At 39.0% G+C, this 14497-nt stretch carries 8 protein-coding genes; all 8 read right to left on the bottom strand.

All coding sequences use genetic code 11. The features are described 5' to 3' along the window. Positions 1-367: 367 nt before the first annotated feature. Positions 368-1783, bottom strand: a complete 1416-nt coding sequence (locus AC13EX_RS16340; RefSeq protein WP_048643886.1) for an enolase C-terminal domain-like protein — start codon at positions 1781-1783, stop codon at positions 368-370. Positions 1784-1792: 9 nt separating this feature from the next. After that, positions 1793-4174 carry a c-type cytochrome gene (locus AC13EX_RS16335; protein ID WP_482893498.1) on the bottom strand — a complete coding sequence of 794 codons (2382 nt, stop codon included), beginning with the start codon at positions 4172-4174 and terminating at the stop codon, positions 1793-1795. A 13-nt stretch (positions 4175-4187) separates the two neighbouring features. After that, positions 4188-5636 carry a sulfatase family protein gene (locus AC13EX_RS16330; RefSeq protein WP_482893497.1) on the bottom strand — a complete coding sequence of 483 codons (1449 nt, stop codon included), beginning with the start codon at positions 5634-5636 and terminating at the stop codon, positions 4188-4190. After that, positions 5633-7210, bottom strand: coding sequence for a sulfatase family protein (locus AC13EX_RS16325; RefSeq protein ID WP_339712017.1), 1578 nt, complete (start codon positions 7208-7210; stop codon positions 5633-5635). Before AC13EX_RS16325 ends, AC13EX_RS16330 begins: the two co-directional genes overlap by 4 nt. Positions 7211-7220: 10 nt before the next feature. Then, on the bottom strand, positions 7221-8345 hold the full coding sequence (locus AC13EX_RS16320; RefSeq protein WP_482893496.1) for a formylglycine-generating enzyme family protein: 1125 nt from the start codon (positions 8343-8345) through the stop codon (positions 7221-7223). Positions 8346-8454: 109 nt separating this feature from the next. Then, entirely contained in the window at positions 8455-10344 is a 1890-nt protein-coding gene (locus AC13EX_RS16315) for a sulfatase family protein (protein WP_482893495.1), read from the bottom strand. Positions 10345-10354: 10 nt separating this feature from the next. Next, positions 10355-12076 (bottom strand): hypothetical protein, encoded by a 1722-nt coding sequence (locus AC13EX_RS16310; RefSeq protein WP_482893494.1) that lies wholly within the window; start codon positions 12074-12076, stop codon positions 10355-10357. Between the two features lie 201 nt (positions 12077-12277). Beyond that, a complete protein-coding gene (locus tag AC13EX_RS16305; protein ID WP_482893493.1) occupies positions 12278-14476 on the bottom strand; it encodes a B12-binding domain-containing radical SAM protein in 2199 nt (732 codons plus the stop codon). Positions 14477-14497: the final 21 nt, after the last annotated feature.

Genomic DNA, 14497 nt, shown 5'->3' with positions numbered 1-14497 from the left:
TAATGAATTAAAAAAATTATACACTTATTTTTTTGCAAAATCGTACCTAATCCGCTTTTCGTAATAAAAAATATTTATTGCATTATAAAATTTAACCTTTGAATTATTAAAACTTACGTAAAAAGGTAAAAGGAAAAAATTTCAAATTTTGTGAATTTTATGAAAACTCAAAATGATTATGATTATAAACCGTTTAGTTTAATAGGTGAAAATAGCACCAAATCATAATTGAATTGGTGCTATTAATATTACTATTTTCTAAATTGATCAAAGCATTTTTAAGCTAAACTCCATTTGATCAATCGTTTAAACATCATTATTAACATCAATTTAGGAATGGTTTTGATTAATATTCAAAAATTCCGCATTAATGGTCGAACATTTGTTCATAGTGTGGAATAGTGGCCAAAATCCCCCCACTTTTCTCATAAAAAGCTTTACCTGTAGGATACACCCCATTCTTGGTTTTTACCCACTCTTCATTGGCCATTGGGTGATAACTTACCATTTTATCCCAATTTTTGTAATATTGATGACCATTGGTTTCTTGTAATCCAAGTGGCATATCAGGAAACGAATGCAATCTTGCTGCCACATTTTTATTCCAATCTACTAAAATTGGATTTACTGTTAAGTCAGCACAGAAACATGGAACATTTTTCTCATAGGCTACCTGTGCAATTTTCATTGTCATGCTCATCGTCTTGGCAATGGCTTTAAGAGCAATTGCTGAATAGCCCTGTTCTATTCTTTCCAAAGCATCTTCTACTGTATGCGCACTTTCATCTGCAGCTATTCGCACACCTAAATCGCCGACAAAAACTTTGTTATTCTCACCAAAAGGCTCTTCAATAACAGCTATTTGATCAAAAGCACCTATTTTTTTGGCATGATCTAGAAAACGTTCTAAGGTCTCCTTTTTCTCATATCTCTCGTTAACATCAAAATAATAAGGAATTTTACCATTTTTGGTATAAGGTGTTTCTCTATGCCCCAAAGTTTTATGCACCTCAGTAAGGAATTCGATGTCTTTGTCAAGCATTTCTTTTTGAGTCCCTGCCGCACCTGTTTTCAACTTCATAATAAAGTGTCCCATATCCGCAGCAGCTTTTATGTCTTTTATTGAAGCACCAACACTAAAGGAAGGAATACTTGCTACTTTATCATGTTTTTTCGAAAGTCCAGGTCTATAGGCCTCAGGGATCATCTCGTCAAAATTTTTCATTCCATTCTCTTCCCCATACAATAACCAAATGGCATTGTCTACAGGCACAAGGGAATTAAGCGCAAAAGTAGTCTTCAAATCCGGGTTACCGGTGATTTTAACTCCGTAAGCATACACTTCAGGTAAGACATCATCCAATAGACTAACTGGATCTGTGAAGCTATTGCCTTTAATTATTTGCAAAGCCCTTTCAGTCATGGCATACATTAAAGCATTGCCTCCTGTTGTAGAATGACTTTGAAAAACAGCTTTGTCTGACCATAAAGTACCTTGCGTACCTATTCCTATTTTATGTCTACCACTTTCCGACTGCATCAATGCAACAGCCTGCCATGCCTGAGTAATCGCACTTCCCTTAAAGCGATAAGGGAATAAGGGTTCTCTTTCAAAATTGGAATCAGTATGGGTGATTTTAATTTTCTTCATTGCTTTATTTGTTTTTCTTGAATTACCAAAACTTAAGGAAGGGGTAATTCCCAATCCACCAGCAGCCAAGGCTACACCTGATCGGTTTAAAAACTCTCTTCTGCTATATCCGTTATCTTCGTTCTTTTTCATGGTTGACAGTTAATTGGGGATTTTATTTAAGGTGTACCAGGCCTCAGAAGACCACAATGAATTCCCTGTTTCACTTTTAAGGTCTTCAGGTAAATTAAAATATACAACATGATTTTCCTTTAATCCGGAAATTTTAAGATCTATTCTCATGCCATCATTAGACAATACAATATCGTCTGGTTTTAATCTTTGTAAATCCAATTTTGGACCACCATAGGCAGCAGTGGCTTTGTAATAATATTGCTCGATAACAAGCTTCTCTAATATAGAATTCAAGCCTTCCTTCTTTACTGGTTCCGTAAAAGCTATCTCAAACCCATCTGGTTTGGCCTTGATGGTTAACATTTCAAAGGTAGATTTTCCATTGTATTTGATTTTTTCCAAACCAAACTGCCTTTCTTTCCAGCTCCAACCACCTACCATTCCGACTTCTCCGACATACAAGGCCCCATCAGGACCCCAAACTAGCCTATTGACGCCAGCTGTAAAACCTTGAGAAAACCTAAACACCACGCCTTGATACTGTCCCTTGATTTTCTCCAAAAAGTCACGCTTGATACCTCCATTACTTACATCTCCATGCAACATCTGTCCTTTGTAAGGACCGTCTTTCATAAGTATAGGTTCACCTGGAGAGTTTCCAATTTCATTGTCAGGTAACCAAATAGCCGGTGGACTAGCCTTTGGTGGATTTAGTTCCTGTTCTGCGGACAATCCCCAAGCCATTCCGTTATAATTGTCTTTCTGTACATGAATCAATTTGTTGGCTGGTAGCCACTGTCCTTGGTTGTCTGTCAGGAACAATTGATCATCTACTCCTATCCCTATCCCATTTGGCGTTCTCAGCCCATAATCCAGCCTTTCAATACTTCCATCTTTACTGATTTTAAGCGTTCTCCCACGATCAGGCAATTGCCTTTCTGTGGACAACAAACGCATGGCCATGGACAAAGTGATATAAAAATGATCTTCCTTGTATACCAATCCAAATGCAAACTCATGAAAATCATCTGATGCTCCCCAACCATCACATACCACCTTGTATTCATCCATAATCCCATCTCCATCATGGTCAATCAATTGGGTAAGTTCATGCTTTTGAAGTACATAGACATCCCCATCTACAACTTCCATTCCTAGGGGTTCAGCCAAACCTGAGGCAATGCGCTGAATTTTTACTTTTTTGGGGTCATCCCCTGTTACCCCTTCTAGAGCGTAAATTCCACCTATGGAATCCCAGGTACTGACCAATAGTCTTCCATCAGGTAAAAAAGCCAAAGCTCCCACCCTGGGTTGAAATTTTTCATTGTGTAAAACAGTCAGGTCATAACTAGGGTGAACCCCTTCCAAAGCTGCGCCAAAACCAGGTTTTGTTGGTGGTTTTTCTTCTGCTTTTTTAGGATTTACTTTCTTGGCTTTTGCAAGTTGACTTTTTGTATTGTCATCAGCGTCCTTAGGTCTGAAAGTAAACACATAATCCAATATGGTTTTAATCTCACTCTCTTTCAAATCAGGATGTGGATTCATTGGGGTGTCTCCCCAAACTCCCGCTCCTCCACTAATTATTTTCTTTGTTAATAAAGCTATATTGGCTGGCGTTTTTAGGTATTTTGTTGCAATTTGCTTGAAAGAAGGACCTACCATGGCATTCTTTTCTTCATGACAGGTATAGCAATCGCTATTTTCCATCCATAAAATCCCCAAATGATCATAGCCTTCACTGATTGCAGGTTTCTCTTGCTTTGGAACAGGCTCAAAATAATCAGCAACAGTACTGTTATCTTCAATCACAATAGCTGCTGTCTTATCAGCAGCTTGCTGTAAACTCACTGACAAATCTGCTGATGGCTTATTAATTTTAAAGTTTCTCTCAAAGCCTATCTCACCCTTCTCATTAAGCGTAAACTCAGGATTCTCCTTAATGCTAATGCTTTCCCCATCCGGTAATAGCAGTTTAAAATTCAGGGTAATGTGATTATCTAAAATCAAATACCCCTCATACTTCAACTCAACTTGTAAGGGAGTTCCATTACGACTTACCGCCCATTGATTGTATAATTTCCCTTCTTCATAATAAGGTGCTCCCCAAGTAGTAGGCTGTATGTTTTTCTTATTGGTAAACACAGTACCTTCTTTGGTCACCCCTCCATTCCAAACCTTGTACAAGGTCCCACTGGCCAAATCATAGGCTGCGAAATTAACCGTATCAAAAGCCAGTGTTAGCATTCTTGGCTTCTTATCCAACACAGAACGAAATGCCCAAGGATCCATTGATCTGTTTGCTGGCTCAGTTTTTGGCTCTTGGCAAGCATTAAAAATCCAAACCTGAGCAATTAGTACCAAAGGAAGAAAACCCTTTTTTAAGCTAGTTTTGTATGTTCTAAAGTTCATTGTTTTCTTTTAACTAAAAGGGACCTTTTTCTGTAGTTTCAAGCGCTTTTTCACCACCTGGCATCTCTCCTCTAAGCCTTTGTATATCAAGTGACTTTCCATTTTCTTTATTGTACCAATCCTGGGTCAAATTTTCAGGAACAGAATCCTCTGTTTCTTTCGACCACCTTTCTAAAACTTTTCGTAACTGAAGCATTTCACTATTATTCCCAACCATGGTTGCTTTGTTTAACAACTGGTATTCATCATCTGCTACTATATAAAACTCTTCAAATGGCCTTGGAGAAATAAAAACATCTGCCTGGGCAGGATTAAGTTTACCTTGGTCCCTGAGGTTTCTGAGGTCTGCATAAGAATCACTGGAATTGGAATCCGCAGGTCCTGGGTTAGCATATTGAGAACGGTTATTTTTTATGTATAAAAAATCCTTAGTCCTAACCATTCGCTCATGGGCTTCATGATCGTGCCAATTGTGCTCTGCAAAAACGTAATTTCTAAAGGGTAATTCAGGTTGCTTTAAAACAGATAAAAAACTCTTTCCCTGAAAATTATCTGGGGCTATTATTCCTGCAAGCTGTAAGAATGTTGGCGCTAGGTCGATACTACTTACCATGGCATCAGCTACCACTCCCGCTGGTAATGATTTTGGCCATTTCACCAACAAAGGTGATTTGATTCCAGAATCTATAAGTCGGGTTTTACTTCTGGGAAAAGGCCTACCATTATCAGATAAAATAAAGATAATCGTATTCTCCAATTGGCCCTGCTTTTCCAACTCTTCCTCCACTTTACCAATAAAATAATCAAACCTGCTTATCTCATCATAGTAATTGGCCAGGTCTTTTCGAGTAGCGCTGCCATTAGCCAGGTATGGAGGTACCACAACTTTATCTGGGTCATGCGCACCAGTGAAATCATTTTCTGCCCAAGGTCGATGTGCATCCAAAGCTGCCAACCAAAGGAAAAAAGGTTTATCTCTAGGTCTTTCTTTTAATAGAGGCACCCAATAATCTTCTCCTCCATGACCAATTTGAGGTTTCTTGTCATAAATCAGATCAAATCCTTTTCTAGGAACAGGTCCCATATGCCATTTGCCTGACTGCGCTGTAAAATATCCAGCCTCCTTTAATAATTCAGGGAAAGTGAGAATGTTTTCAGGCATGGCAGTATGCAACTCAGCGGCTCCTGTATTGTGGGGATACCTACCTGAAATGATGCTACTCCTGCTTGGACTACATGAACTTGTTGTCAAATAGAAATTTGTAAAGCGTATTCCTTCCAAAGCAATTCGGTCTGTAACCGGTGTGGAAGCAATCTCATTTCCATAACTCCCCAAATCTTCATAGCCGATATCATCCGCAATGATCATAATTATATTCGGTCGGTTATCCTGAGCCCAAATGAAGGTATTGGAAACAAAGAATGCCAACACCAAAAACAAAAAGCTACCTGCCTTTATCATTTATCTTTAAAATCAGTTTCAAAATCACTTTCGTTGACCCAGCCAGTCTTAAAAGATTCTCCCTTCATGTATCTATTGTAAAAGTCACGTTGACTTTCCTGAGCGTACTCATAATTGTCAAAAATCTCCCCATTTCCAAACATCCTAGGGTCTTCCTGAGCCTTCAATTGTTTGAATAATTCTTCTTTTAGGGAATTTTTTATGTTTTGATATTCGGGATGTAATGCAAGATTATTCAAGCCATAAGGGTCTTTTTTTCTATCGTAAAGCTCCTCTGCAGGTCTTTTCCCGAAAGCCAGGTTCCAATATTTCATTTCACCTGATACCCTTCTTTGATTTAAAATCACCGTTTTGGTAGGGCTACCATCAGTATTGAGGTAGCCAGTTTCTGGATTGCCCCCAGGCCACCTACCGGTTTCAAAATTATGAATATAAGTGTATTCCTCATTTACAATCCCTCGAATAGGATAGCCTTGGTCATCGGGTCTTCCGATATCATGCCTTTCTTTACCAATCAGAACCGCATTTCTGGAAGGATCTGTTTTACCTTCTTCTTCGGTGTTAAAAATTGGAATAAGGCTTTTTCCTGCAAAAGCAGCCATTCCTGAACTATCAAAATCCACCTTCCCTACCTCAAGAAAAGTAGGAGAAAAGTCCACAAAACTCACAAAATCGTCAATTACTCTACCTGGATTCTTAATTCCATCTCCCCACCTTATTGCCAAAGGCAAGTGATTTGAATATTCATACCCCTGACCTTTAACTCTTGGAAAAGGCATGCCATTGTCTGAAGTAACTACAATCAATGTGTTTTCCAACAGGCCTCGCTTTTCGAGTGTGGCCAACATCTTTACCAAATGTTGGTCAAAGTATTCCGTTTCGTAAGCATAATCCAATAAATCGTTTCTCACGGAATCATTGTCCGGCCAAAAAGGAGGCACCTTGTCAATCATGTCTGTGGTTTTACCTCCTAATTCTGCTCCAGATCCGTAAGTATAAGCTCGATGAGGTTCAAAGGATCCATACCAAAAATAGAAAGGTTCCTCTTCTGGTTTTTCGTCCAAAAACACTTCAAAGTTCGCTGCATAATCAATGGGGCTAATAAATGGAGTCGGGGCTTCCATTTTCAAATCACTGAAACGCTTTCCAGTAAGTTCTCTTTCCCCAGCATTCCCTGGGGCCCATCCTTTTCCTGTAAATCCCGTGAAATACCCATTATTACCCAATACCTCCACATGGGACAAGAATTTCTCAGGAAAAAAAGGTATGTGATTGGCAGCCTCTTCTAGCTGCCAAGAATTTCTCCCTGTGATGATAATTGACCTGGAAGGAGAACATTTGGCATTGGGGGTATAGGCCCTGGTAAACAAAAGACCTTCCTTGGCTACCCGATCAAATCCAGGCGTCTTAATCCAATCAGTGCCATAAGCACCTGTATGTGGATAGGACAAATCGTCTGCAATCACAAATAAAATATTAGGAACTTTTGACTCCTCTTCCTTTTGTTGACAAGCTATTAGCCAAACAAAAAGGCCCACGAACAATCCTCCCCAAACACTGTTTTTTGCAGACATAAAATTTTAATTAATTAGAAGAAACACAACGAAACCCAGTATGTTCCAGGCCGGTATCAGCCGAGGATTTCATTTTACCGCTTACTCTATACCCTTCGCAGTAGGACACATTGCATAAGAATGACCCTCCTTTCACTACCTTTTTTGGTACTGTTGGTTCTTGTGGGTCGTAGCTGTCTTTTGGTCCTTGTGGGTTTACGGATACTTCATCCGTTATCTTACTATAATAATCTTCCCGGTACCAGTCATTGGTCCACTCCCATACATTTCCTGCCATATCGTACAGGCCATATGGATTTGCAGGGAAGGATTTTGTTGGCGCCAATCCTTTATATCCATCAACGCCTTTATCCGTCACTGGAAAATCACCTTGCCAGATATTCGCCATAAAACCACTTTTTTCTACAGGATCATCTCCCCATGGAAAAGATTTATCTTCAAGTCCACCTCTTGCGGCATATTCCCATTCAGCTTCTGTAGGAAGTCTTTTCCCAGCCCACTTTGCATAGGCTTTCGCATCATCCCAAGCAATGTGTACTACGGGATAGTTTTCTTTACCTTCTATGCTACTCCCCGGGCCTTGTGGCATTTTCCAACTTGCACCTGGCGTCCACTCCCACCACTGGGCAGCATTATTAAGTGATATTGGCTGGTTGGGTGAATGAAAGGTTAGTGAGGCAGCTACTAATACATCATCCGGTGGTCTAGGTGTACCAGGAGGCAATTGTTTCTTAATTTCTTCCCAATCTGGTTTTTTCTCAGCTATGGTAACGTATCCTGTGGCTTCTACAAAGGCTGCAAACTGAGCGTTAGTTACTTCGGTTTCATCCATCCAAAATCCATCCACTCTGGTCCTATGTGCAGGTAACTCATCTTTTCTCCCCCGATCATCGGTCGAGCCCATAGTAAATTCACCACCTTCAATCCAAACCATTCCTTCATGGGATATAGGTGCGTCTCGTTCTTCGATGACAGCTGTGGAAGCATTGCCAGAAGGGTTAAACCTATCTGGAATATCACCATGGCAAGATTCTATTTCTGCTAATTCTACTTCTTCTTTTTTATTTGAAGAACAAGCATATAGCGTAAATGCAAAAAAGCCAATAAGAGATAAATATTTTAATCGATTGATCATTTTTCGGTAATTAAATTAAATCAACTTACAATTTAAATAAGTTAGGTGCAAACACCTATAGTTCTACATAATTTTTGATAAACGCACGATTTATCATTTTAGAGAAACCTCACCAAGTTCCATCTAGATAAATCAATCTACGATTCACCTCATCATTTACTGCTTTTAAACTCAGGGAATTTGCAGTGAAACCTTCACCATATGGGCTATGGTCTTTAAAGTAAACCAATGTATTCAACCCAATCAAATTTTCTACAGGATCCTTCCCAGCATTAAGCCACTTTGTAAGCATGGGCATTGGATTTTTCGCCTCTACCCTTCCTGAAAGTTCAATTGCCTTTAGTTGGACAATGGAGGATGACTCACTATTGATTTTTGGAAACCGATTATAGTCATCTCCAATTTGCTTACCAAAAGAACAAGCAACACTGTAGGCCCAATACCGCTCCAGCTTATCTCCATTTTTAATTCTTTCAATAACCAGGTCATTGACATCCTCCCAATCATTGGTAGCCCAGTCAGCAATAGTTATTAGTTGCTCAAGTTGGTCATGATTTTTTTCTCCATATTCAACAGGGTTTTCCATGGCTTTGTTAACCAAAATATTTTCGGGTAGAAGGCCAAGATCGTTCTTTTCAACCATCCATAAATGAAGTTTTTCCCTCATTTGCTTTAAAATAGCCTTATTTTCATCAGCCAAGTTATTGGTTTCGAAAGGGTCTTCCTCCAGATTATAAAGTCTTTCCACAGGCTTTTCCTTGAAAAAAGCGGCTTGTTTTGAATTCAATCCCCCTTCCTTATAGCCTTCTTTCCAGGAAGCAAAAGCCATCATCTTATAGCGGTAATTGTTTTGCATGCCATCGGGATAATAGGGCTGAAAACTCCGTATATATTTCCATTTTCCTTTCCTTACAGATCTTACCATTTCATACTTCTCATCAAAACGATCCGCATGTCCATAAGCTTCATCTCTTCGTTCAAGGCTGACTTTCTCCAATCCTCCTCCCAAAAACGCATGACCATCCATCTGAACAGGAATTTCCAAACCAGCAAGCCTCATGACTGTTGGTGCGAAATCAATGAAACTAACAAAGGCCTGTGGTTTTTCATTGGTACCATAAGGGACAAGGTGTTTAAAGTTTTTAGGAACTCTCACTACCAATGGCACATTGAGACCTGTCTCATACAAATACCCTTTACTCCCTGGTAATACACCACCATGATCTCCAAAATAAAACACAAATGTGTTTTCTAATTCTCCTGCATCAGCTAATTCCTGAATCTTCTCACCAACCCAATCGTCTATTTCCCTGATCTTATCTCTATGATAAGCGACCGTGTACCTAAATAAAGGGCTGTCTGGAAATTGGGGGAATAAAAATACTTGGGCAGGATTATCCTTGACCTTATGGTTCATCATCACCTCCTTGTTGAAGTGCAACCTGCTTTCATGGGTTTCATGAAAAGTTTCCTGATGAAAAAAAGGTTGTTTTTCATTCGGTCTATTTTGCCAGGAGGCCTTTAGTGAAGAATTGTCCCAAACATCATCACTTTCTATGGCATTGTAATCTTTTTTGGCATTATTTGACGTATAATATCCCGCTTTCCTCAGGTAAGCAGGGAACATTTCCAGTCCATCCGGCATCGGTGCGATCTTAATTTTTCTATGAAGGTGCATTCCTGTTCTTGTAGTAAGTGTGCCTGTGATAAGGGTACTGCGAGCCACTGAACATACCGGAGCATTAGAAAAAGCATTGGGGTAAAGTAAACCGGATAGAAGCATTTTCTCAATGTTTGGTGTTTCCACACCATTTGGATCAAAAAGCTTCATAAAATGCTTAGAATTATCCTCAGAAATAAGAAAAACAATATTGGGAGTATTCCCCTTGTTTTCTGTTTCCCTGGCTTGCATACTTTCGCTATCCAAAAACAGAAAGGAAAACACAAAAACAAGGAACAACTGAGTGCTATTTAAAGTCAAATAATTACGTTTTCGCATTTTATTACTTTTAAGAGATATTTAATTTATGGTGAAATGGTGTAAAACCTGTTAGAAAAGCTGTTGGCGAATCCATTTTAGGCAATGCCCCTCTTATCGCTACCCACTTGTGTTTGTACAAGCCTGGCCCGAAGGTAATCGAAGATCCATTTCCTGTGTACTTGCCCATGCCATCTTTTAAAAACACTGTTTCCTTCATCCCTTCATGAGGAACGGTTCCAGAAAATGTTCCACCTGGTCTAAATATTAACTCAAGGGCAACCGGCACATTGTCTGTACCAGTAATGGCTATATCTATAGAAAATCCAATGTCCTCCTCCTGAATGGTTACTGTACTATTGAGCTGTTGGATTTCAGATTTCCTTCTTTCGCTTCGAGGCATTTTTGACCAATCTCCATCTCCTGGGATTTTCTCCTTTGGAAAAGGTTGGTAATAAGGCCCTGACAATTGACTGGAAAGAATGTATTTTCCATTTTCTATTTTATAAGTATCTGCAGAAAATTGGCCTTTTCCAAAAAATGCACTTGCGAATCTCAAACCTTGAAGTGCCAACTCTTTTTTATGAAATGTAAAAAAAACAGTACTTCCAGAAAGTATAGAAGCATCATATCCTCCCCTCCTGATTCTTATCAAATTGGAATTATGAAATACCTTGGCATAATCCGCAGGCAGCGCCTTGGCCGTAGGTAATTCTTCCCATAGAGATGGGTCTTCCAAAAAGTAATATAAAAAACCAGTAGTCCTATTAAAACAGGTTTCCTCTATTAATTTACAAGCAGCAGCAAATTGCCCATCACCAGTTTTTAAGGCCATATAGCGGAAGGGGTAGTAATAATATTCAAGGGTACCAATGATAGAGTTATCTTGTCTTCCTGAAGCTTCTGTCACAATCTCTCCATTGGGATGTAGATAAAACAAGTTCATTTTCAGGTTTTTATATACATAATCCAAAAGCTCAGGTTTATCCAATCCTCTGGCAATGCTTATCAATACTCTATCACTTAAGGAAGAGTAGATATAGCTACTTTTCTCTTCATATTGTCCATCTTCGTCCAGGTCAATTTGCTCGGCAAGCCATTCTTCTACCCTTGATAAATAACCTGGATCGGCATTGATCTTGTAAAGTTCTGTCAAAGCCGAACTAACCACCCAACGATGGTTGGGTGTATGAATCCCTCCCACTTTTAATCCCTCACCAGCTTTTAATAAAAATTGCTTTAGTGGAATTGTTATGCTTTCCTTTACTGCTACTTCTGACGTATCAAGTAGCCGCCAAACAGGCGCCAACCACTTCACAATAAAACCAGTATCAGGAGTGGAGTGGAAATTAGTTGATACTAAGTCTATGGTACCATCCTCATGTTGTAGGCTTAGAAAAAAGCTACAGGATAAAGCAATTTTTTTTCGTAATTCCTGATCATTGTAAAATTCAGATTCAGGACTAACCAATGCACAAATGCCGGCCTTAAGAAAAGAAGTTAAAGAATGGGCTGTAGCCATTTCAAAACCATCTAGTACTGCTCCGTAGTTGGTTGAAGCCTGATCATCTACATATCTTTCCAAGATACGTCTGACCCCCCCATCATTATTGGAGATCATCTCCAACAACCAATCAGGTTTTCCTGAACCGGACTTAGAAGATGAGAAATTTAAAGGATCAAATGACAAAGTTGCAAATGGAGCCAAAAGTGTAAATGCTCCATTTTTCCTAATGAAAGCTCTTCGCTTCATAAATTTTTGGGGATTTTGGTTGATTTTGGGAAACAATAAAGGCTAAATATACAATTTTTTTAAGACAGGAAAAGCCGTAAATGCTTTCTTTTAAAGTCCATACAAATAGTAAAATCAGCTGGAAACTGTTGTTTTTATATCATCAGTTTAAAAAGCAAATAGGGACATTATAAACCTGAAACATTCATTACGCTATCCCTTTCAGAGAATTAACAATCCACAGGCCCTAAGTTCCTCTCTCATGGTTGCAGTAAAGAACTGGTTAAAATCCCCACAATTTTCTTCATAACCTTTTCTAAACCCTCCAAAGGAAACAGGACTAGCTGATGGTTTCATTTTATCAAGGGTCTCCAATAACCAATTCGCCGTTTTTTCATCAAGAGTAAAATCGATTATGGCTGAAGAAGTATGAAAAGTCAACAATTGTCTTGTAAGGGTTTTCTTTTTTTTGCGGACAACTTTTTCAGAAACAATTGGCGGATTGCCTAACCATATCATTTTTGCACCATCCTTTGGTAGGGAATTGTCCACTTTATCAAGGCAGGTTCCAATGTAATCAAGTCCAATGGTTGGCCTAGGGATCTTAAAATCAAACCAATCCTGCAAGGGGAAATCAAAGCCAATACCATGCATGAAATTAAACAATGACTTTTTCAAACCAAAACTAAATTTGGAATGATCTATACCGGTTTTGTCTTTGAAAGCAATGTCATTATTGGCAAATGAAATGGGGTTTTGTTCTGGAATAATTTGGTACTTTTCTGGTTCTAATCCAATTGGACTATGGGCCGTTAAGGCAAATTGATGCCAAAAACCAGATCTTAAAACCCCTTCTTCAAAGAGTTGTCGAACCATTTCCAGACTGTCTATGGTCTCTTGAATGGTCTGAGTGGGATAGCCATACATCAAGTAGGCATGCACCATTAGCCCAGCTTCTGTGAAATTTCTTGTTACCTGAGCCACCTGCTCCACAGTCACTCCTTTGTCAATCAATTTTAACAGCCGGTCTGAAGCTACTTCCAAACCTCCAGATACCGCTATACAACCTGAAGCACTCAACAAATGACATAAATCAAGCGTAAAACTCTTTTCAAAGCGAATGTTTGTCCACCATGTTAGGGATAGCTTTCGTTTTATAATTTCCAATGCCACCGCTCGCATCAGTACTGGCGGCGCAGCCTCATCCACAAAATGGAAACCACTTTCTCCAGTCTCCTGAATCATTTGTTCCATTCTATCTACCAGAATAGTGGCTGTCAGTGGCTCATACAGCTTGATATAATCTAGAGATATGTCACAGAAGGTACATTTGCCCCAATAGCAACCATGAGCCATGGTCAATTTATTCCATCTACCATCACTCCACAAACTATGCATGGGGTTGGCAATTTCTATAACAGAAATATATTTGTCTAAAGGTAAATCGCTATAATCAGGGGTCCCAAGCTCCCTTTGTTTGTAGTCATTGTCCTCAGAAAGGTTGTTGTATTTTACCTCCTCACCATCAAAGTAAAAAGTACGTTTTAGCTTTAGCTCTTTCTCAAACGGGTATTTCCCATTTTGAACCAATTCTAAAAGAATTTCAATGGGTTTTTCCCCATCATCCAAGCAGATAAAGTCAATAAAATCAAAAACCCTTGGATCAGTAATAGTTCGTAATTCAGTGTTTGGAAAGCCACCTCCCATGACGATTTTTACAGAGGGATAATTGTCTTTAACAAATTGCCCACAACGAAAAGCACTGTATAAATTCCCGGGAAATGGAACAGAAAGCCCAACCATTTTAGGTTGAATTTCTTTCATTTTATTGTCCAAAATATTTAGGCTAACCTGGTCAATATAGGTAAGGTCCTTCTTTAACTTTTCATAGAGCTCGTCAAAATTATTGGCACTTTGCCCCAATGACTCAGCGTAGCGGCTAAACCCAAATTTAGGGTCTACACAGTCAATAATAAAATCCGATAAGTCTTCTAAATAAAGCGTAGCCAAATGCTTTGCTCTGTCCTGCATCCCCATATTTCCAAAAGCATAATCAAGGTCATCCAACTGCTCAAACCTTGAAGCTTTAGGCAAAAAATTGTCTGTACAAATTTTCCTCGCCAAGCTGGGATTATGCCCCTGAAGGAAAAGTATCACCGAATCTATAGACTGAAAATAGGTTTCTTTTAGGGCATAGATTCTTTGTGAATTCTCAGTCTCAATCTCCTTATTTTGCTTCGCGATTTTGAATATTTCATTCAATCCCTTTTTGGAAAACACGGCCTGAATAACATCTATCCCCAAATCCATCTGATAACTACTTATCCCTTTGGTATTTAAAAAACCTTTGAGATAGGCCGTACCAGGATATGGTGTGTTTAGTTGAGTAAATGGAGGAGTAATTAAAAGCAAATCTTTCAATGGGTCTGTTTTTTTAGCCTA

The sequence above is a fragment of the Cyclobacterium sp. L-R genome, from assembly GCF_056859355.1.
Note: the sequence above shows the minus strand (reverse complement) of the source record. Positions and strands in the feature narration are given on the sequence as shown.

Coding starts and splice junctions, on each gene's coding strand:
- AC13EX_RS16325 (WP_339712017.1), bottom strand. CDS start 7,210: ATGTCTGCAAAAAACAGTGTTTGGGGAGGATTGTTCGTGGGCCTTTTT.
- AC13EX_RS16340 (WP_048643886.1), bottom strand. CDS start 1,783: ATGAAAAAGAACGAAGATAACGGATATAGCAGAAGAGAGTTTTTAAAC.
- AC13EX_RS16310 (WP_482893494.1), bottom strand. CDS start 12,076: ATGAAGCGAAGAGCTTTCATTAGGAAAAATGGAGCATTTACACTTTTG.
- AC13EX_RS16330 (WP_482893497.1), bottom strand. CDS start 5,636: ATGATAAAGGCAGGTAGCTTTTTGTTTTTGGTGTTGGCATTCTTTGTT.
- AC13EX_RS16320 (WP_482893496.1), bottom strand. CDS start 8,345: ATGATCAATCGATTAAAATATTTATCTCTTATTGGCTTTTTTGCATTT.
- AC13EX_RS16315 (WP_482893495.1), bottom strand. CDS start 10,344: ATGCGAAAACGTAATTATTTGACTTTAAATAGCACTCAGTTGTTCCTT.
- AC13EX_RS16335 (WP_482893498.1), bottom strand. CDS start 4,174: ATGAACTTTAGAACATACAAAACTAGCTTAAAAAAGGGTTTTCTTCCT.